Source organism: Serratia sp. Z4, assembly GCF_009900725.1.
GTDB classification, from domain to species: domain Bacteria; phylum Pseudomonadota; class Gammaproteobacteria; order Enterobacterales; family Enterobacteriaceae; genus Serratia; species Serratia nematodiphila.
Genome location: NZ_JAAABD010000001.1, coordinates 354,193 through 374,891, shown reverse-complemented (window position 1 = coordinate 374,891; position 20,699 = coordinate 354,193). Strand labels below are relative to the sequence as shown.

18 protein-coding genes are annotated in these 20,699 nt (G+C 58.2%); 2 read left to right on the top strand and 16 right to left on the bottom strand.

Annotation, left to right across the window (positions count from 1 at the left end; translation table 11 throughout):
• Positions 1–95: 95 nt before the first annotated feature.
• The 8 genes from tolA to cydA all read right to left on the bottom strand — a co-directional run bounded on the left by tolA (position 96) and on the right by cydA (position 6,209).
• Complete coding sequence (gene tolA, locus GT753_RS01855; protein WP_015376981.1) at positions 96–1,322, bottom strand: cell envelope integrity protein TolA; 1,227 nt, start codon at positions 1,320–1,322, stop codon at positions 96–98.
• An 81-nt stretch (positions 1,323–1,403) separates the two neighbouring features.
• Positions 1,404–1,832 carry a colicin uptake protein TolR gene (gene tolR / locus GT753_RS01850; protein ID WP_004939859.1) on the bottom strand — a complete coding sequence of 143 codons (429 nt, stop codon included), beginning with the start codon at positions 1,830–1,832 and terminating at the stop codon, positions 1,404–1,406.
• Positions 1,833–1,844: 12 nt separating this feature from the next.
• A complete protein-coding gene (gene tolQ / locus GT753_RS01845; RefSeq protein ID WP_004939862.1) occupies positions 1,845–2,528 on the bottom strand; it encodes a Tol-Pal system protein TolQ in 684 nt (227 codons plus the stop codon).
• Positions 2,525–2,929 carry a tol-pal system-associated acyl-CoA thioesterase gene (gene ybgC / locus GT753_RS01840; RefSeq protein ID WP_004939863.1) on the bottom strand — a complete coding sequence of 135 codons (405 nt, stop codon included), beginning with the start codon at positions 2,927–2,929 and terminating at the stop codon, positions 2,525–2,527. The genes tolQ and ybgC overlap by 4 nt, the downstream gene beginning before the upstream one ends.
• 130 nt (positions 2,930–3,059) lie before the next feature.
• Positions 3,060–3,356: a cyd operon protein YbgE gene (gene ybgE / locus GT753_RS01835; protein WP_004939866.1), complete on the bottom strand. Its 297-nt coding sequence runs from the start codon at positions 3,354–3,356 to the stop codon at positions 3,060–3,062.
• On the bottom strand, positions 3,356–3,469 hold the full coding sequence (gene cydX, locus GT753_RS01830; RefSeq protein ID WP_004939868.1) for a cytochrome bd-I oxidase subunit CydX: 114 nt from the start codon (positions 3,467–3,469) through the stop codon (positions 3,356–3,358). The genes ybgE and cydX overlap by 1 nt, the downstream gene beginning before the upstream one ends.
• 17 nt (positions 3,470–3,486) lie before the next feature.
• Positions 3,487–4,626, bottom strand: coding sequence for a cytochrome d ubiquinol oxidase subunit II (gene cydB / locus GT753_RS01825; protein ID WP_015376980.1), 1,140 nt, complete (start codon positions 4,624–4,626; stop codon positions 3,487–3,489).
• A gap of 14 nt (positions 4,627–4,640) precedes the next feature.
• Entirely contained in the window at positions 4,641–6,209 is a 1,569-nt protein-coding gene (cydA, locus tag GT753_RS01820) for a cytochrome ubiquinol oxidase subunit I (RefSeq protein ID WP_004939873.1), read from the bottom strand.
• Positions 6,210–6,892: 683 nt separating this feature from the next.
• On the opposite strand from cydA, the gene GT753_RS01815 reads away from it, so the two are divergent.
• Entirely contained in the window at positions 6,893–8,791 is a 1,899-nt protein-coding gene (locus GT753_RS01815) for a bifunctional UDP-sugar hydrolase/5'-nucleotidase (RefSeq protein ID WP_075684753.1), read from the top strand.
• Between the two features lie 72 nt (positions 8,792–8,863).
• Here the strand turns inward: GT753_RS01815 and sucD are convergent, their stop codons facing one another.
• The 8 genes from sucD to sdhC form a co-directional block, all read right to left on the bottom strand.
• Entirely contained in the window at positions 8,864–9,736 is an 873-nt protein-coding gene (sucD, locus tag GT753_RS01810; protein ID WP_004939878.1) for a succinate--CoA ligase subunit alpha, read from the bottom strand.
• Positions 9,736–10,902 carry an ADP-forming succinate--CoA ligase subunit beta gene (sucC, locus tag GT753_RS01805; RefSeq protein ID WP_015376978.1) on the bottom strand — a complete coding sequence of 389 codons (1,167 nt, stop codon included), beginning with the start codon at positions 10,900–10,902 and terminating at the stop codon, positions 9,736–9,738. The genes sucD and sucC overlap by 1 nt, the downstream gene beginning before the upstream one ends.
• Positions 10,903–11,024: 122 nt before the next feature.
• Positions 11,025–12,242 (bottom strand): 2-oxoglutarate dehydrogenase complex dihydrolipoyllysine-residue succinyltransferase, encoded by a 1,218-nt coding sequence (gene odhB / locus GT753_RS01800; protein ID WP_015376977.1) that lies wholly within the window; start codon positions 12,240–12,242, stop codon positions 11,025–11,027.
• Between the two features lie 64 nt (positions 12,243–12,306).
• Positions 12,307–15,114, bottom strand: coding sequence for a 2-oxoglutarate dehydrogenase E1 component (sucA, locus tag GT753_RS01795; RefSeq protein WP_015376976.1), 2,808 nt, complete (start codon positions 15,112–15,114; stop codon positions 12,307–12,309).
• A 275-nt stretch (positions 15,115–15,389) separates the two neighbouring features.
• Positions 15,390–16,106 carry a succinate dehydrogenase iron-sulfur subunit gene (locus GT753_RS01790; protein ID WP_015376975.1) on the bottom strand — a complete coding sequence of 239 codons (717 nt, stop codon included), beginning with the start codon at positions 16,104–16,106 and terminating at the stop codon, positions 15,390–15,392.
• A 16-nt stretch (positions 16,107–16,122) separates the two neighbouring features.
• Positions 16,123–17,889, bottom strand: a complete 1,767-nt coding sequence (gene sdhA, locus GT753_RS01785) for a succinate dehydrogenase flavoprotein subunit (RefSeq protein ID WP_015376974.1) — start codon at positions 17,887–17,889, stop codon at positions 16,123–16,125.
• The gene (gene sdhD / locus GT753_RS01780) at positions 17,890–18,237 is read right to left on the bottom strand and encodes a succinate dehydrogenase membrane anchor subunit (RefSeq protein WP_004939891.1); all 348 of its coding nucleotides are present in this window, start codon (positions 18,235–18,237) and stop codon (positions 17,890–17,892) included.
• Complete coding sequence (gene sdhC, locus GT753_RS01775; RefSeq protein ID WP_004939893.1) at positions 18,231–18,620, bottom strand: succinate dehydrogenase cytochrome b556 subunit; 390 nt, start codon at positions 18,618–18,620, stop codon at positions 18,231–18,233. The genes sdhD and sdhC overlap by 7 nt, the downstream gene beginning before the upstream one ends.
• A gap of 729 nt (positions 18,621–19,349) precedes the next feature.
• Between sdhC and GT753_RS01770 the strand changes: the two genes are divergently transcribed.
• Entirely contained in the window at positions 19,350–20,642 is a 1,293-nt protein-coding gene (locus GT753_RS01770) for a citrate synthase (protein ID WP_004939895.1), read from the top strand.
• The last annotated feature ends 57 nt before the right edge of the window (positions 20,643–20,699 follow it).

The window sequence follows — 20,699 nt, the reverse complement described above, 5'->3', positions numbered from 1 at the left end:
TTAGCAGAATTTTAACAAACCAACTTACGTAAAACTACATAATCCCTGTTGGTTACCTTAGTACATCCCTGTGATATCACTCACTCAATCAACCGTTATTGCGGCTTGAATTCAAGTATAGAATTCTTAAAGTGCTGATAAACGGCATCGCTCGGCGGCTTCGGTATATGCGCCAACTTGGCGGCAGACACCGCAGCTTGACACAGAGCAGGATCGCCCCCCGCTGCTTGTACGCTTATCAGCAGGCCGTCCGGCGCCAGCTTGATACGCAGGTCGCAGGTTTTGCCGGCGAACGAACTGGCGTCATAGAACTTGCTCTGAATCGCCCCTTGAATCTGCCCCATATAACCGCTGATATCCGCCCCGCTGGCGCCAGCCGTCTTGGCATTGCCCTGCCCGGCCGGTTTACCGTCGCCCTTCGATTTGGCACCGCCGCCTTTTGGCGCGTTCTTGCCGTCCGCCAGGCCACCAAACAGGTCATCAACTTCCGCCGACTGCTTCGCAGCCTCGGCGGCGGCCTTCTTCTTGGCGTCCGCAGCGGCTTTCTTGGCGGCAGCGGCTTTCTCGGCCGCCGCTTTCTTCTCTGCCTCGGCGGCAGCCTTCTTCTCGGCTTCCGCTGCGGCTTTTTTCTCAGCTTCAGCGGCCGCTTTCTTCTCCGCGGCCTCTGCGGCTTTCTTTTCTGCCGCGGCGGCGGCGGCTTTCTTCGCCTCTTCCGCCTGTTTCTTGGCGGCGGCGGCAGCAGCCGCTTCTTTCTTGGCTTCCGCTTCGGCTTTCTTCTGGGCTTCCGCCTGCGCCTTGGCGACCTTGTCCGCTTCGGCCTTCGCCTTGGCGGCAGCGGCTTCGGCGACCTTCTGTTGCTCTTTGGCCTTGGCTGCGGCGGCTTCCGCCGCTTTTTGCTGCTCGGCGGCCTGTTTTTGCTGCTCCGCCGCCTTCTGCTGTTGCTCAGCCTGCGCCTTGGCGTCCTGCGCGGCTTTCTCCTGCGCCGCCAAACGCTCTTTCTCCAGCTCTTTCAGGCGCTGTTGCTGCTCCGCCTGCTTCTGCTGAAGCTCTTCGGCCTGTTGCTCCGCTTTTTTCTGGCGCTGCTTTTCGGCACGCTGCGCATCGTTGCTCTGCTGCTGCTGGCGGTTGTACTGCTCCACCACCGCGCCGGGATCGACCATCACCGCACCGACCACGGTGCCATCGCCACCGCCGCCGGCGCCCATGTCGACCTTTTCCTGCAGCGATCCCCAAATCAGCAGGGCAATCAATATGAAGTGCAGAACGACCGAAACAATAACGGCGCGGTTCAGCTTATCGTTTTGCTCAGTTGCCTTTACCAAAATAGATTCCCAAAAACTGGTGTTGCTTATACGGGGTTCCTGGGCCGCAGCGCAGGAACCGGGTTGCCGTTGGCCTTACGGTCAGATCGGCTGGGTCATCAGCCCCACGGAAGCCACGCCCGCCTGATGGAGAATATTCAATGCCTTGATAATCTCATCGTAAGGGACTTCCTTCGCACCGCCGATCAAAAAGACCGTTTTCGGGTTAGCCGCCAAACGCGACTTGGCTTCGGCCGCGACTTGCTCAGGCGGCAGCAGCTCCATACGGTTGTGATCCACCACCAGGGTGTATTGACCTACGCCGGAAACCTCGAGGATCACCGGCGGATTGTCATCGCTGGACACCGTCTTGGAATCGGTGGCGTCCGGCAGGTCAACCTCCACGCTCTGCGTGATGATTGGCGCGGTTGCCATAAAAATCAGCAGCAGCACCAGCAACACGTCGAGCAGCGGAACGATGTTAATTTCGGACTTCAGCTCACGCCGACTACGTCCACGTACTCTCGCCATGCTACCTCCTACTTATTTGCTGTCGCTGGAGAAGGCCTGACGATGCAGAATAGCGGTGAACTCTTCCATAAAGTTGTCGTAATTCTGCTCAAGCTTGTTGACGCGCTGGTTGAGACGGTTGTAGGCCATTACCGCCGGGATGGCGGCGAACAGACCGATCGCGGTGGCGATCAGCGCTTCGGCGATACCCGGCGCCACCATCTGCAGCGTGGCTTGCTTCACCGCGCCCAGCGCGATAAAGGCGTGCATGATCCCCCACACGGTGCCGAACAGGCCGATGTACGGGCTGATAGAACCGACGGTGCCGAGGAACGGAATATGGGTTTCCAGCGTTTCCAGCTCGCGGTTCATCGAAATGCGCATCGCGCGCGACGCCCCTTCGATCACCGACTCCGGCGCATGATTGTTGGCGCGGTGCAGACGGGCGAACTCTTTGAACCCGGAATGGAAGATCTGCTCGGAACCGGTCAGGCTATCGCGACGCGCCTGACTTTCCTGGTACAGACGGGAAAGCTCGATACCGGACCAGAATTTGTCTTCAAAGGCTTCGGCGTCACGCGTCGCCGCATTGAGGATGCGGGTGCGCTGAATGATGATCGCCCAAGAGGCTACCGAGAAGCATATCAAAATCAACATGATAAGCTTAACCAGCAGGCTCGCCTTCAAGAATAAATCTAGGATGTTCATGTCAGTCACTGCTTAAACTCCGCGACAATAGACTTAGGAAGCGCTCTTGGCTTCATTTGGTGTGGATCAATACAGGCAATCAGGACATCTGCCTGGCTCAGTAGGGCCCCGTCAGAATTGACAATGCGTTGAGCAAACGTGAGAGAAGCCCCGCGCAGAGAGGTGATTTCACTCTGGACCTCCAGTTGCTCGTCGAGACGAGCCGGAGCCAGATAATCCACCGTCATGCGCCGGACGACAAAAGCGACTTGTTCACTGAGCAGCTGCTGTTGATGAAAGTTGTGCTGACGCAGCATCTCTGTGCGCGCTCTTTCAAAAAAGGCGACGTAGCGGGCGTGATAGACCACACCACTGGCATCGGTATCCTCGTAGTAAACGCGAACCGGCCATCGAAACAACGTATTACTCACTCTACTTCCCAGCAATGCAATTTAACGCTGCTACTATACGCAAGACGGATCGGGTTGGGAATGGGTTACAAGATGGGAATGAAAATAATTATGGGCCGTGAGGGCCCATAACGTGGGGACATCAGGGAGATTATAAAGAAACGTAAAGTAATCCTGCGCACAAGATCACAATTGCAGGAAGCGGCGCGAAAAAAGCGCGCCAGACGCTGCGCTGCGGGCGGAATCCGAAACCGTGGATCACTCCGGCACATACGGCCCAAATCAGCAACAGCCCTTCCCAAATCTCCAGCGAGCTGGTTTTGGCGGCGAAACGCGTCGGATCCCAGAACACGCACCCCGCCAAAATCAACGCCAGCACCAGGGAAAGGGCCCGAACCGGGCCCTTGTCGGTGACAGCGTACAGCTTGTCAATCACGGACGAGCTCATTACTTACCGTCTTGCTGAGCTTTGGTCGCTTCGCTCTGCTCAAGCGCCAGCGCCGTGATGATGCCGAAGGCGCAGGCAAGAAGCGTTCCGAGAATCCAGGCAAAATACCACATGGTTTAGCTCCTTATCCTTAGTACAGCGAATGCTTGTTGTTTTCGATGTAGTTCTTGTCGAGACGACCGAACATTTTGTAGTACGACCAGCTGGTGTACGCCAAAACGATAGGCACGAAGATCGCCGCCACGACGGTCATCACTTTCAGCGTCAACAGGCTCGACGTCGCGTCCCACATGGTCAGGCTGACGTTAGGCACGGTGCTGGACGGCATCACGAACGGGAACATGGTGACCCCGGCGGTGAGGATGACGCAGGCGATGGTCAGCGACGAAGTGACGAACGCCAGCGCGCCTTTCTCCAGACGCGAGAACAGGATGGTGAACAACGGCAGCACCACGCCCAGTGCAGGCAAGGCCCACAGCAGCGGATACTTGTTGAAGTTGATCAGCCATGCGCCGGCCTGATGCGCCACTTCTTTACGCAGCGGGTTGGATTCCGCCATGGTGTCCAGCGCCGAAGTGATCACGTAGCCGTCGATGCCTTTCACCAGCCACACACCCGCCAGCAGGAAGCATACCGCCATGATCAGCGTCGCGATCTGCGCTGCGGCGCGTGACCGCAGGTGGATCTCGCCGGTGGTGCGCATCTGCAGGTAGGTCGCGCCCTGAGTGACCAGCATGGTCAGACTGACCACGCCTGCCAACAGACCGAACGGATTCAGCAGTTGGAAGAAGTTGCCGGTGTAGAACAGACGCAGGTATTCGTCCACATGGAACGGCACGCCCTGCAGCAGGTTGCCGAACGCCACGCCGAATACCAACGCAGGCACGAAGGAACCGATGAAGATGCCCCAGTCCCACATGTTGCGCCAGCGGCTGCTCTCCAGCTTGGAACGGTAGTCAAAACCGACTGGGCGGAAGAACAAGGCCGCCAGCACCAGGATCATGGCGACGTAGAAGCCCGAGAAGGCCGCTGCGTAGACCATCGGCCAGGCGGCGAACAGCGCGCCGCCGGCGGTGATCAGCCACACCTGGTTACCGTCCCAGTGCGGGGCGATGGAGTTGATCATCACCCGGCGCTCGGTATCGGTTTTACCGATGATGCGCACCAGGATGCCGACGCCCATGTCGAAACCGTCGGTGACGGCGAAGCCGATCAGCAGTACGCCAACCAGCACCCACCAGATAAATCGCAGTACTTCATAGTCAAACATACGTGGACTCCTGTTTAGCGCGCTTCCTGCACGGCGGCAGTCGGTTGTTCAAAGTGGTAGCGGCCGGTTTTCAGGCTGCTTGGACCCAGACGCGCAAACTTGAACATCAGGTACATTTCAGCCACCAGGAACAGGGTGTACAAGCCGCAAATCAGCCCCATCGAGAACAGAATGTCGCCCGCGGTCAGCGAAGAGTTGGCGACTGCGGTCGGCAGCACCTCACCAATCGCCCACGGTTGACGGCCGTATTCCGCCACGAACCAGCCGGCTTCCACCGCGATCCACGGCAGCGGCAGGCCATACAGCGCCGCACGCAACAGCCATTTTTTCTGGCCGATGCGGCCGCGCACCACGCTCAGGAAGGACAGGCCGATAATCAGCAGCATCAGCACGCCACAGGCCACCATGATGCGGAAGGCGAAGTACAGCGGCGCCACGCGTGGAATGGAGTCCTTGGTCGCCTGCTGGATCTGCGCTTCCGTCGCGTCGCTGACGTTCGGGGTATAACGCTTCAGCAGCATGCCGTAGCCCAGGTCTTGCTTGGTTTTGTTGAATTCCGCACGCACCGCAGGATCGGTATTGCCGCCGCGCAGCTCTTCCAGCAGCTGGTAGGCTTTCATGCCGTTGCGGATGCGCACTTCATGTTGCGCCAGCAAATCTTTCAGGCCAGTGACCTGCGTGTCGGTGGAACGCGTGGCGATCAGGCCAAGCGCATACGGGATCTGAATAGAGAAGGAGTTTTCCATCTTGTCCTGATCGGGAATGCCGAACAGGGTGAAGGACGCCGGTGCCGGCTGGGTATCCCACTCCGCTTCGATGGCGGCCAGTTTGGTTTTCTGTACGTCGCCCATTTCGTAACCGGATTCGTCACCCAGCACGATCACCGACAGCACCGCAGCCATGCCGAAGCTGGCGGCGATGGCGAAGGAGCGTTTGGCGAAAGCGATGTCGCGGCCCTTCAGCAGGTAGTAAGCGCTGATGCCCAGCACGAACATGGCGCCGGTGGTGTAGCCTGCAGCCACGGTGTGAACGAATTTCACCTGCGCAACCGGGTTAAGCACCAGCTCGGAGAAGCTGACCATCTCCATGCGCATGGTTTCGAAGTTGAAATCCGACGCGATCGGGTTCTGCATCCAGCCGTTGGCGACCAGGATCCACAGCGCGGACAGGTTTGAGCCGAGGGCCACGAACCAGGTTACCGCCATGTGCTGCACCTTGCTCAGACGATCCCAGCCGAAGAAGAACAGGCCGACCAGCGTCGATTCAAGGAAGAACGCCATCAAACCTTCGATGGCCAGTGGGGCCCCGAAGATATCGCCGACGTAGTGAGAGAAATACGACCAGTTAGTCCCGAACTGGAACTCCATGGTCAAACCGGTGGCCACACCCAGAGCAAAGTTAATCGCAAATAACTTTCCCCAGAATTTGGTCATGTCTTTATAGATTTGTTTGCCAGACAGGACATATACCGTTTCCATAATTGCCAGCAAGAACGCCATACCGAGCGTTAATGGGACAAATAAGAAATGGTACATCGCCGTTAAAGCAAACTGTAAGCGCGACAGTTCGACAATATCAAACATCTTGACTCCTTGCTCCTCGCAGGAAGACTCCGACACGCGGTTATCGGCATACTTCTTTCAAAGCCGCCAGTAACGCCCCGCAGTGAATGCCCTTAAACACAACAAATTTGATCCAGCTTCTCCGCTTTCAACCGCACACTCGGCCAATAGCCCCTCGGGCCGCCGACAAGCACGCCACTGAAAACCGACAACGGGTAACAAATGCAACAAGATCAACCATCCATAATCACAACATGGATGATACTCGCCCAATCCCACACAATAAATAGGTTTTTACGTGACGTGGGTTGGACTTTTGGTTACAGGTCAAATCTTAGCCGAAAGAGGTACTTCGGGCTAATTTGATCTGAGACAATTTAAGCCTATCCGCATATTATTTCCATATTCATCAGCACATTTCGCCTATTTTTCTTGAGGGCATGTTGCGCAATGGTTTAATTGTTTTTTAATGATATTTTTGTGTTAAATAAATGTAATTTAAAAGAGCCGCCATTGTATTATTACGCGCTTATTCTGCGACATAATTAACCTTTTATTTCCATTAAGCCGTGACAGTGATTGCAGTCACAAAACAACAAATCTCTCTCCAATATTAGTCTATTTCTCGCGATGGGATCGTAAAGGTTGCGATTTTGTAGCAAAATGACCACTTATGTTAAAATTCCATTGAGTGACAATAAGTTATGAAAAAAATCATCTTTGCCTCTGTCTTGGGACTCTCGGGAAACGCCATGGCCGCCGAAACGGTAAACATCACCCTGCTGGGCACCTCCGATCTGCACGGCACCTTCGTGCCCTGGGACTACGCCAGCGACACGGAAAACCTGGCGGGCAGCCTGAGCCAGATAGCCACTCAGGTCAAAAAGGTGCGCGCCGAGCAGCCTAACCTGATCCTGGTGGACGCCGGCGACACTATTCAGGGCAACTTCGTTGAAACCTTCAAGCATGAGGCCGTCAGCCCGATGATGCTGGGCCTCAATGCGCTCAATTACGACGTCTGGGTGATGGGCAATCACGAGTTCGACTTCGGCCTGCCGGTGCTGGCCACCCCGCTCAAGCAGTTCAAGGGCGCGGCGCTGGCGGGCAACATCGTCTGGGACAACGGCAAGCCTTATCTGCCGGCCTACACCATCCTCGAGCGTCAGGGCGTGAAGATCGGCATTATCGGCATGGACACGCCGATGACCGCTGAATTCGCCAAGGGCACCGATCGCATCAAAGGGCTGAACTTCACCGATCCGGTGCAGGCGGTGAAACAGGTCATCAAACAAATCGACGGCCAGGTCGACGCCATCGTACTGGTGGCGCATATGGGCATCGACAACGAGAACCAGCGCCCGGGCACCGGCGTGGCCGACATTGCCAACGCCAACCCGGAACTGGCGGCAATCGTCGCCGGCCACATGCATGTGAAGATCGACAAGGCGGTGGTCAACGGCGTCATCATCACCGAACCGGACAAATACGGCCGCGCGCTGTCACGCATCGATCTGCAATTTGAACGCCGCGACGGCAAATTCACGCTGCTCGACAAAAACAGCTACACCTACCCGATCAAAGGGCTGACGCCGGACAGCGCCATGCAGGCTCTCTACCAGCCGTATCATGACATTTTGCGCGCCAACGCCAACCGGGTGGTAGCGAAGCTGAGCGGCAGCGATCTGGTGCCTGCCGACGAGTTCCGCGGCATTCCTCAGGTGCACGTGCAGGACACCGGCATCAGCGCGCTGTTCCAACAGGCCGCCCGGCACTATGCGCCGCTGGCGCAGGTGATCGCCCTGCAGATCGACAACGATCGCGCCAAACTGGACGTCGGCGACATCAAGGCCAAGGATATCGCCTTTAACTACCAATACGCCGGTGGCGAGATCACCGTTTATCAGCTTAACGGTAAAGCGCTTAAACGCTACATGGAGTGGTCCGCCGGCTACTTCAATCAGCTGCAGCCGGGCGACGTCACCTACAGCTTTAACCCGGCGCGGCGTTCGTCCAAATATTCCACCAACGATTTCTTCGATGGCGTCACCTATACCATTGATCTGCGCCAACCCGCCGGTTCACGCATCGTCGATCTGCATCTGGCGGACGGCACGCCGGTCACGGACGACATGCCGATCCGTCTGGGCATGAACAGTTACCGCATGGGCCACCTGACGCAAAAGGGCGGCGCGCTGGAAGGGCAATCCTTCCCGGTGCTGTTCGACAGCAAAGCGCAGTACGGTGAAGAAGAAGGCACCATTCGCCACCTGGCCCTGCGCTACCTGACGGAAGTGAAACACGGCCAATACCAGGGCGTGCCGCCGCAGCGCTGGAAACTGATCGGCATGGAGGGATACGAACCGCAGCGGGCGATCGTTAAACGGCTGCTGAATGAAGGCGTTATTCAGGTGCCGACCACCGACGATGGCCGCTACACCAACGTCGCCTCGATCAACGTCAAAGACGCGCTGTTCCGCAACGCCGACGATTACCGCGCCGCCCTCGCCTCGCTGGAGCAGCAGCGGCAAGCCGCCGCGGATCCGGTGCAGCAGCGCCGCCTGCAGGATCGGATCGCGCTGATCAAGGCGCTCAACGTTTTCTGAGTTTCGCCCATAAAAAAGGCCACCCAATGGGTGGCCAAACATGTCGAGATATTGTTATTTCGTACTAGGTTCTTAGCGCTTCAGCACCGCTTTTACCGCATCGCCGATGTCCGCCAGGCTGCGAACGGTTTTCACGCCCGCCGCTTCCAGCGCAGCAAACTTCTCGTCCGCCGTGCCTTTGCCGCCGGCGATGATGGCGCCTGCGTGGCCCATACGCTTGCCTTTCGGCGCGGTCACGCCGGCGATGTAGCCGACAACCGGTTTGGTGACGTGTTCTTTGATGTAAGCCGCCGCTTCTTCTTCAGCGCTGCCGCCGATCTCACCGATCATCACGATTGCTTCGGTCTGCGGATCCTGTTGGAACATCTTCAGGATATCGATGAAGTTGGAGCCCGGGATCGGGTCGCCGCCGATGCCCACGCAGGTGGACTGGCCCAGACCGGCATCGGTGGTTTGTTTCACCGCTTCATAGGTCAGGGTGCCGGAGCGGGAAACGATGCCCACTTTGCCCGGCAGGTGGATGTGGCCAGGCATGATGCCGATTTTGCACTCGCCCGGGGTGATCACGCCTGGGCAGTTCGGCCCGATCATGCGCACGCCGGCTTCGTCCAGCTTCACTTTCACGGTCAGCATGTCCAGGGTCGGGATGCCTTCGGTGATGGTGATGATCAGTTTGATGCCGGCATCGATCGCTTCCAGAATGGAGTCTTTGCAGAACGGCGCTGGAACGTAGATGACAGAGGCCGTCGCGCCGGTCGCTTCAACCGCTTCGCGCACGGTGTTGAACACCGGCAGCCCCAGGTGCTGAGTGCCGCCTTTGCCTGGGGTGACGCCGCCAACCATTTTGGTGCCGTAAGCGATAGCTTGTTCGGAGTGGAAAGTCCCCTGGCTACCGGTGAAGCCCTGGCAAATTACTTTGGTGTTTTTATCGATTAAGATGGACATTATTTACCCTCCACTGCTGCAACAACTTGCTGAGCCGCATCAGTCAGGCTGGTCGCAGCAATGATATTCAGGCCGCTGTCCGCCAGTTTCTTGGCGCCCAGTTCGGCGTTGTTCCCTTCCAGGCGCACCACGACCGGGACGTTAACGCCCACTTCAGCCACTGCGCCGATGATGCCGTCAGCGATCAGATCGCAACGTACGATACCACCGAAGATGTTAACCAGAACCGCTTTCACCTTGTCGTCGGACAGGATGATTTTGAACGCTTCGGTCACGCGCTCTTTGGTCGCGCCGCCGCCTACGTCCAGGAAGTTGGCCGGTTCACCGCCGTGCAGTTTAACGATGTCCATGGTGCCCATCGCCAGACCGGCGCCGTTCACCATGCAGCCGATGTTGCCGTCGAGGGCAACGTAGTTCAGCTCCCACTGGGCCGCACGGGATTCACGCTCGTCTTCCTGAGAAGGGTCACGCATTTCACGCAGTTCAGGCTGACGGAACAGGGCGTTGCCGTCGGCGCCCAGTTTGCCGTCCAGGCACACCAGATCGCCCTGCTTGGTGATCACCAGCGGGTTGATCTCAACCATCGCCAGGTCGCGCTCCAGGAACAGCGTCGCCAGGCCCATGAAGATCTTGGCGAACTGGCTGACTTGCTTGCCGGTCAGGCCCAGTTTGAAGGCCAGCTCACGGCCCTGATAAGGCTGTGGACCCGCCAGCGGATCGATGGTCATTTTGTGGATCAGTTCTGGGGTTTCTTCCGCCACTTTCTCGATTTCCACGCCGCCTTCGGTAGACGCCATGAATACGATGCGACGGGTCGCGCGGTCTACGACGGCGCCCAGGTACAGTTCTTTATCGATGTCGGTCGCCGCTTCAACCAGGATCTGGTTAACCGGCTGGCCCAGCGCGTCAGTCTGGTAAGTCACCAGACGCTTGCCCAACCAGGCTTCCGCGAAAGCACGGATATCTTCTTTGCTGTTGACGACTTTAACGCCGCCCGCTTTACCGCGGCCGCCAGCATGAACCTGACATTTCACCACCCACGGGCCGGAGCCGATTTTGGATGCGGCTTCTTCTGCTTCACGCGGAGTGGTACAGGCGTAACCGGTCGGTGCCGGCATGCCATACCGAGCAAACAGCTGTTTTGCCTGATATTCGTGTAAATTCATGATGTTCTATCCATTCAGTTCTGAAGGTTTTTAGCCGGACCATTATTACGCGGTAAACCGCATGGTTTTCCGGCCACATAGCACAGAGTGCGGGCGCGGCACGCCGCGCCCGGCAAGGGTTACTAGACGTCCAGCAGCAGACGAGCCGGATCTTCCAGCATCTCTTTGACCGTCACCAGATAACCGACGGATTCCTTACCGTCGATCAGGCGGTGGTCATAAGACAGCGCCAGATACATCATCGGCTGGATCACCACCTGACCATTGACCGCCATTGGGCGATCTTTGATGGCGTGCATGCCCAGGATGGCGCTCTGCGGCGGGTTGATGATCGGGGTGGACATCAGCGAGCCGAATACGCCGCCGTTGGTAATGGTGAAGTTACCGCCGGTCAGCTCTTCCACGGTCAGTTTGCCGTCGCGGCCCTTAACGGCCAGCTCTTTGATTTTCTTCTCGATGTCAGCCATGCTCATGGCGTCTACATCGCGCAGTACCGGCGTCACCAAGCCGCGCGGGGTAGAAACCGCGATGCTGATGTCGAAGTAGTTGTGGTAAACCACGTCGGAACCGTCGATCGACGCGTTCACTTCCGGGAAACGCTTCAGCGCTTCAACCACCGCCTTGATGTAGAAGGACATGAAGCCCAGACGCACGCCGTGGCGTTTCTCGAAGGCTTCGCCGTACTGCTTGCGCAGATCCATGATCGGCTGCATGTTGATTTCGTTGAAGGTGGTCAGCATCGCGGTGCTGTTCTTCGCTTCCAGCAGACGCTCGGCGACGCGTTTGCGCAGGCGGGTCATCGGCACGCGTTTTTCGCTGCGGCCGGCCAGAGCCGGCTGCGGTGCGGCTTCAGCGGCGGCGGCCGGTTTGGCGGCGGCGCCGCCTTTGGCCAGGTGCGCTTCCACGTCTTCACGGGTGATGCGGCCACCCACGCCGGTGCCTTTGATGGCGCCGGCATCGAGGTCATGTTCGGCGATCAGGCGGCGAATCGCCGGGCTGAGCGCGTCATTGCTTTCTTCTTCCAGGCTCGCGGTCGCGCGCTGTGCAGGCGTGGACTCTTTCTCCTGGCTCTTCTCGGCGGTCGGTTTGCCGGAGCTGTCGCCTGGGCGAATGCGGCCGAGCAGCTGGCGAGACAGCACGGTCGCGCCCTCTTCTTCCACGATAGCATCGAGAATGCCCGCTTCACTGGCCGGCACTTCCAACACCACTTTGTCGGTTTCGATTTCAACCAGGACTTCATCACGCTGCACGCTGTCGCCCGGTTTTTTGTGCCAGGTGGCTACGGTCGCATCGGCAACCGATTCAGGAAGGTCAGGAACCAGAATATCTACGCTACTCATTTAGCTTTCCCTTAAGTTTTTTATCATCTGCTTGCCGGCCCCTCGGCCGGCAAGCGAGCGAACATTAGTCAATATTCAGCGCGTCGTTCACCAGAGCCTGCTGCTGCTTCTGGTGTACGGACATATAGCCCACCGCCGGAGAAGCGGAGGCCGGACGTCCTGCGTAACGTAAAGAAGCCCCGAACGGCACCACTTCACGGAAGTTGTGTTGGCTGCAGTACCAGGCGCCCTGGTTCAGCGGCTCTTCCTGACACCAGACGAAATCATGCACGTGCGAGTATTGCTCCAGCACGGCCTGCACGGCCTGATGCGGGAACGGATACAGCTGCTCGATGCGCACGATGGCCACGTCTTTCTGCTCGTTCTTGCGACGCTGTTCCAGCAGGTCGTAGTAGACCTTGCCGGAGCACAGCACGACGCGCTTGACCGCTTTCGGATCCAAGTCGTCGATCTCGCCGATCGCCGGCAGGAAGGTGCCGTTGGCCAGCTCGTCCAGCGAAGAAATCGCCAGCGGATGACGCAGCAGCGACTTCGGCGACATCACCACCAACGGACGGCGCATACCGCGCAGCGCCTGACGACGCAGCATATGGTAAACCTGCGCCGGCGTAGACGGGACGCACACCTGCATGTTCTGCTCTGCGCACAGCTGCAGATAGCGTTCCAGACGCGCGGAAGAGTGCTCAGGGCCCTGGCCTTCATAGCCGTGCGGCAGCAGCATCACCAGGCCGCACATACGGCCCCATTTTTGCTCGCCGGAGCTGATGAACTGGTCGATAACGACCTGTGCGCCGTTGGCGAAGTCGCCGAACTGCGCTTCCCAGATGGTCAGCGTGCGCGGTTCCGCCGTGGCGTAGCCGTATTCGAACGCCAGCACCGCTTCTTCAGACAGCACGGAGTCCCAGACCTTGAATTCGCCCTGGCCGCTGTGGATGTTCGCCAGCGGAACGTAGACCGAACCGTTTTTCTGGTTGTGCACCACCGCGTGACGGTGGAAGAAGGTGCCGCGGCCGGCGTCTTCGCCGGAGATGCGGATTGGAATGCCTTCATCCGCCATGGTGGCGTAGGCCAGCGTTTCGGCGGCGCCCCAGTCGAACGGCTTGTTGCCTGCGGCCATCTCGGCGCGGTCCGCGTAGATTTTCGCCACGCGCGACTGCATTTCGATCGCTTCCGGCACGGTGCTGATGCGGCGGCCCAGCTCCTGCAGGCGCTTCATCTCAACCTTGCTCGGGTACTCTTCGTCCCACTCGTGGTTCAGGTACGGCGACCAGGTGAAGGAGTGCAGGTTCATCGGACGCCACTCTTCAACCACGCAATCGCCGCGGTCGAGCGCATCACGATACAGGTTGACCATTTCCGTGGCATCTTCCAGGCTGGCCACTTTCTGTTCGGTCAGAACGTCAGCGTAGATTTTGCGCGGCGTAGGGTGTTTCTTGATCTTCTGATACATCACCGGCTGGGTGGCGCTCGGCTCGTCGGCCTCGTTGTGCCCATGGCGACGGTAGCAGACCAGATCGATCATCACGTCACGCTTAAAGGTGTTACGGAAATCCAACGCCAGGCGGGTGACGAAGGCCACGGCTTCCGGATCGTCCGCGTTAACGTGGAAGATCGGTGCCTGAACCATTTTGGCGATGTCGGTGCAGTATTCGGTAGAGCGCGCATCCAGCGGGTTGGAGGTGGTGAAACCAACCTGGTTGTTGATGACGATACGCACGGTGCCGCCCACTTCGTAGCCGCGAGCCTGAGACATGTTCAGGGTTTCCTGAACCACGCCCTGGCCAGTGATGGCGGCGTCGCCGTGGATGGTGATCGGCAGCACCATGTTGCTGCGCGCTTCGTCCAGACGATCGCGACGGGCGCGTACCGACCCCATGACCACCGGGCTGACGATCTCCAGGTGCGACGGGTTGAACGCCAGCGCCAGGTGAACCATGCCGCCTTCGGTTTCCACGTCGGAGGAGAAGCCCTGGTGATATTTCACGTCACCGGTGCCGAGGTGTTCTTTATGCTTGCCGGCGAATTCGTCGAACAGATCGGCCGGCTTTTTGCCCAGCACGTTGATCAGCACGTTCAGACGGCCGCGGTGGGCCATGCCCAACACCACTTCGCGCGTGCCGTTCTTGCCGGCGTGGCGCACCATCTCTTTGAGCATCGGCACCAGCGCGTCGCCGCCTTCCAGCGAGAAGCGTTTGGCGCCCGGGAATTTGGCGCCTAGGTAGCGCTCCAGGCCTTCCGCCGCGGTCAGCTCGTTCAGGAAACGGCGTTTTTCGTCGGCGGTAAAGCTGGCGCGCCCCACCACCGACTCGATGCGCTGCTGGATCCAGCGTTTCTCTTCGGTGTTGGTGATGTGCATGTACTCAGCGCCGATCGACCCGCAATAGGTCTGCTTCAGCGCGGCGTACAGATCGCCCAGCTTCATGGTTTCTTTGCCGATGGCGAAAGAGCCCACGTTGAAGGTTTCCTGGAAATCGGCTTCGGTCAGGTTGTGGTAAGCGGGATCAAGGTCAGGAACTTGCTCGCGCTGCCACAGGCCGAGCGGATCGAGGTTGGCATGCTGATGCCCGCGGAAGCGGAAGGCGTTGATCAGCTGCAGTACCTTGACCTGTTTGGCGTCGGTTTCCGGATCGGTGATGGTGGTGTTGTAGCGCGCGGAGTCTTTCGCCAGGCGGCGGAAGTAATCGCGCGTTTGAGAGTGAAGCTGATCGGGTTTGACACCCGCGGTTGGTAGCTGTTGAAAAATGGAACGCCAGCTATCTTCAACGGAACCCGGATCGGTTAAGAAGTCTTCATAGAGCTGCTCTATGTAAGACTGGTTCGCGCCCGCCAGATAGGAGGAATCCAGCCAGGCCTTCATTGCGCCGTTCTGCATCATGATCCCTTAAGCTTTGAAGCTTTAGTTTTCGCCGTGGTTAACATAATTACCGTGATGAATACGGTTTGCCGTAAAACGGTTCACTCGACGTACTTGCGGCCATGTCGGCCCGATACGTTCTGTTATGGACCTTGCGGTCCCTTACAAGGAACCTCTAAAAACCGGCGGAAGAACCAGGCTGCATAGCGCCGCAGCCGCGGGTCAGTTTTTAGAGGTTCCCTCCCCTATGGGACGTGCGCCGGAAAAGAGCCCGGCGCAGCATCTCATTCCGTTTATGCGCCGCGTTGCAGCAGCATGGACTTGATATGCCCGATCGCACGCGTCGGGTTCAAGCCTTTAGGACATACACTGACACAATTCATAATGCTATGGCAGCGGAAAACACTAAAAGCGTCGTCCAGATCATCTAAACGTTCTTGCGTTTCCGTGTCACGGCTGTCGATCAGGAAGCGATACGCCGCCAACAGACCGGCTGGGCCGATGAACTTGTCCGGGTTCCACCAGAACGATGGGCAAGAGGTCGAGCAGCAGGCGCACAGGATGCACTCGTACAGACCGTCCAGCTTGGCGCGCTGCTCCGGCGACTGCAGGTGCTCGCGCGCCGGCGGGTTCTTGCCGTCGTTCAGCAGGTAAGGCTTGATCTTTTCATACTGGGTGTAGAACTGCCCCATATCCACCACCAGATCGCGCACCACCGGCAGGCCCGGCAGCGGACGGATCACGATCTTGCCGTTGCCTTTGCGCAGCGACGAAACCGGAGTGATGCACGCCAGGCCGTTTTTACCGTTCATGTTCAGGCCGTCGGAACCGCACACGCCTTCGCGGCATGAGCGACGGAACGACAGGGTCGGGTCTTTTTCTTTCAGCTGGATCAACGCATCCAGCAGCATCATGTCACGGCCTTCTTCCGCTTCCAGGGTGTAGTCCTGCATGTGCGGGGCATCGTCGACATCCGGGTTGTAGCGATAAATGGAAAATTCGAGTTTCATCTGTCGATCTCCGCAATTAGTAAGAACGCACTTTCGGCGGGAATGCCGGGCGCAGCTTCGGTTGCATGTTCACTTCGCGGCGAGTCATGCTTTCCGATTGCGGCAGATACAGCGAATGGCACAGCCAGTTGGCGTCATCGCGTTCCGGATAGTCGAAGCGGCTGTGCGCGCCACGGCTCTCGGTACGGAAGTTGGCCGACACGGCGGTGGAATACGCGGTCTCCATCAGGTTATCCAACTCCAGGCATTCGATGCGCTGGGTGTTGAACTCGCTGGAGGTATCGTCCAGGCGTGCGTTCTTCAAACGTTCACGGATCACTTTCAGTTCTTCCAGGCCCTTGGCCATCGCATCGCCTTCGCGGAATACCGAGAAGTTGTGCTGCATGCAAGACTGCAGCGCTTTGCGAATTTCGACCGGGTCTTCGCCGGAACGGGTGTTGTTCCAACGGTTCAGACGATCCAGCGAGGCTTCCACGTCGGAGTCGCTGGCGTCACGGCTCACGCCCTGCTCTTCCAGCGATTCCTGCAGGTGCATGCCGGCGGAACGGCCGAACACCACCAGGTCCAACAGCGAGTTGCCGCCCAGGCGGTTGGCGCCGTGCACCGATACGCAGGCGATTTCGCCCACGGCGAACAGCCCCGGGATCACCACGTCTTCGCCTTTCTCGTTCACGGTCAGAGCCTGGCCGGTCACCTTGGTCGGAATGCCACCCATCATATAGTGACAGGTTGGGATAACCGGGATCGGCTCTTTCACCGGATCGACGTGCGCGAAGGTGCGGGACAGTTCCAGAATGCCCGGCAGGCGGGATTCCAGCACCTCTTTGCCCAGGTGATCCAGCTTCAGCTTGGCGTGCGGGCCCCAAGGACCGTCGCAGCCGCGGCCTTCGCGGATTTCGATCATGATCGAACGGGCAACCACGTCGCGGCCCGCCAGATCTTTGGCGTTCGGCGCATAACGCTCCATGAAGCGCTCGCCGTGCTTGTTCAGCAGGTAGCCGCCTTCGCCGCGGCAGCCTTCGGTCACCAGCACGCCCGCGCCGGCGATGCCGGTCGGGTGGAACTGCCACATTTCCATGTCCTGCACCGGCACGCCGGCGCGCAGCGCCATGCCGACACCGTCGCCGGTGTTGATGTGGGCGTTGGTGGTGGACTGGTAAATGCGGCCAGCGCCGCCGGTCGCCAGCACGGTGGCCTTGGCTTTGAAGTAAACCACTTCACCGGTTTCGATGCAGATAGCCGTGGTGCCGACCACCGCGCCGTCCTGGTTTTTCACCAGATCAAGCGCATACCACTCGGAGAAGATGGTGGTGTGGTTTTTCAGGTTCTGTTGATACAGGGTGTGCAGCAGCGCATGGCCGGTACGGTCGGCTGCGGCTGCGGTACGTGCCGCCTGCTCGCCGCCGAAGTTCAGCGACTGGCCGCCGAACGGGCGCTGATAGATGCGGCCGTCGTCCAGACGAGAGAACGGCAGCCCCATGTGTTCCAGTTCCAGAATCGCTTCCGGGCCGGTTTTACACATATATTCGATGGCGTCCTGGTCACCGATATAGTCGGAACCTTTCACCGTGTCGTACATATGCCATTCCCAGTTGTCCTCGTGGCTGTTGCCCAGCGCGACAGTGATGCCGCCCTGTGCGGACACGGTATGGGAACGGGTCGGGAAAACTTTGGACAGCAGGGCACAGGTCGAGCCCGCTTGGGAAATTTGCAGCGCGGCACGCATGCCCGCACCGCCGGCGCCGATTACGACGGCATCAAACTCTCTGACTGGCAGTTTCATTTAAGCACCCCACACTACGATTGTTCCGTACAGTAAATAGACCAGCAACGCGACCACGACAGCCAGCTGCAACACCAGGCGAACCGCCAGCGGCTTGACGTAGTCCGTCAGCACCTGCCACAGCCCGATCCAGGCGTGCACCAGAATCGACAGCAGGGTCAGCAGAGTGAACACTTTCGTAATGGAAGTGGCGAAGAAACCGCGCCAGATGTCATAAGTGAGTTCCGGAGCCGTGACGAAAAAGCCCAGGATATACAGGACGTACAGGGTAATGATGATAGCGGAAGCGCGCAGCAGCAGCCAATCGTGCACGCCGTTGCGCCCTAATGCAGAAACGTTGTTTACCATACGAGGACTCCAGCCAGAACTGACAGCACGACGGTCAGACCGATCGCCACCTGGGCGGAACGGGTGCCGGCGGCCAAACTCTCTTCGATGTAGCCAAAATCCATTAACAAGTGACGGATGCCACCGCAAATGTGATAGGCCAGCGCCGTGAGGATGCCCCAGAATATGAATTTGACGATGAAGCTATTCATGATGGCGGCCGCCTGCAGGAACCCCTCTTGGGAAGAGAGTGACAGGCCCAGCAGCCAGAGGAGGATACCCACGGCAACGAAGGTAATTACGCCAGAGACTCGGTGTAAGATAGACGCTATCGCAGTTACGGGGAACCGGATCGTTTGCAGATCCAAGTTGACAGGTCGTTGTTTTTTCACGTATTTGCCCACACAGCTCTTATTATTTTCCTTCCTCCGGGCCTGGGCGGGGATCAGACAGCGTTAAGAGCCTAAAACCCTTACACGTCACGCGCTCAAACATCAACATCCTCTGTGCTCAAACGGCGCGCATTTATAACGCTGGGTGCTCCTACTTCAGGGTAATCCGGAGACCTGGCGGCAGTATAGGAGGATCACATTCTGATTACAATTCTCATACAACCGCTTTGATAACATTTCCCCCGAACAGTGATTCAGATCACGGATTTCACAATTAGTGCAAAATTAATTATCTGATTTGACAAGAGATCAACATTTCCATTACATATAGGGGCACAAACGGTCCTATGATGCGCTATGGGTCAGCAGATACACTTCCTCCCGGGTTCGAGTTATGCAACAGTGTATTTGGCGAACCTATCCCAATAGCCGTTGTTTCCCGCTCGAGTTTGCCGGCGTCTAAAGCAAATAAAGCACACAAAAACAGATTATTGGGATAGGTTCACATCTCTTCGAACAGCTCATAGGTAAGATTAACAGACTATAACGAATTACTATGAATCGTTAACAACTGGTCACCCGTCTCGTTCGCCTGGTCAGCACTCTGTACCCTACCCGCGCACAGTTGCGCAGTCGCTCACAGAGTTAGCGTCCGCACCATTTTTTTGCGGGCAACCTGCAGAGATTTAAGGTATTTCAGTTGTTAGTGGTTTTTAAAATAAGGCGCTAAGGAGACAGTAAATGACTGATAAGAAAGCGACGCTAACCATTAACGACAGCGAAGCTCCGATCGAACTGGGCGTATTGACACCGACACTGGGCCCTGATGTCCTCGATGTCCGCGCTCTGGGTTCCAAAGGTTATTTCACATTTGATCCCGGCTTTACCTCCACCGCTTCTTGCGAATCCAAGATTACCTTCATCGACGGCGACAAAGGCGTGCTGCTGCACCGCGGCTTCCCTATCGAGCAGCTGGCGAAAGAATCTTCCTACCTGGAAGTGTGCTATATCCTGCTGTACGGCGAGACCCCAACGCCGGAAGAATTCGAAACCTTCAAGACCACCGTGACCCGCCACACCATGATCCACGACCAGATCACCCATCTGTTCCGTGGCTTCCGTCGCGACTCGCACCCGATGGCGGTGCTGTGCGGCGTGACCGGCGCGCTGGCGGCGTTCTACCACGATGCGCTGGACGTCAACAACGAGCGTCACCGTGAAATCACCGCGTTCCGTCTGCTGTCCAAAATGCCGACCGTGGCCGCGATGTGCTACAAATACTCCCTGGGCCAGCCGTTCGTTTACCCGCGCAACGATCTGTCCTACGCCGGCAACTTCCTGCACATGATGTTCGCCACCCCGTGCGAAGAGTACGTGGTGAACCCGGTACTGGAACGCGCCATGGATCGCATCCTGATCCTGCACGCCGACCATGAGCAGAACGCCTCTACCTCAACCGTGCGCACCGCCGGCTCTTCCGGCGCCAACCCGTTCGCCTGCATCGCGGCCGGCATCGCCTCCCTGTGGGGGCCGGCGCACGGCGGCGCCAACGAAGCGGCGCTGAAAATGCTGGAAGAGATCAAGACCGTCGAGCACATTCCGGAATTCATCAAGCGCGCCAAGGACAAGAACGACTCCTTCCGCCTGATGGGCTTCGGCCACCGCGTGTACAAGAACTACGATCCGCGCGCCACCGTGATGCGCGAGACCTGTCACGAAGTGCTGAAAGAGCTGAACAAGAAGGACGACAACCTGCTGCAGGTGGCGATGGAGCTGGAACACATCGCGCTGAACGACCCGTACTTCATCGAGAAGAAACTGTACCCGAACGTCGACTTCTACTCCGGCATCATCCTGAAGGCGATGGGCATTCCTTCTTCCATGTTCACCGTGATCTTCGCCATCGCGCGCACCATCGGCTGGATCGCCCACTGGAACGAAATGCACGACGAAGGCATCAAAATTGCCCGTCCGCGTCAGCTGTACACCGGCTATGCCGAGCGTGATTTCAAATCCCAGCTGAAAACCAAGTAAGCCGCTTCCCCGGCTGAAACCGCACAGCGCCGCCCCTTCGGGCGGCGTTTTTTTTTG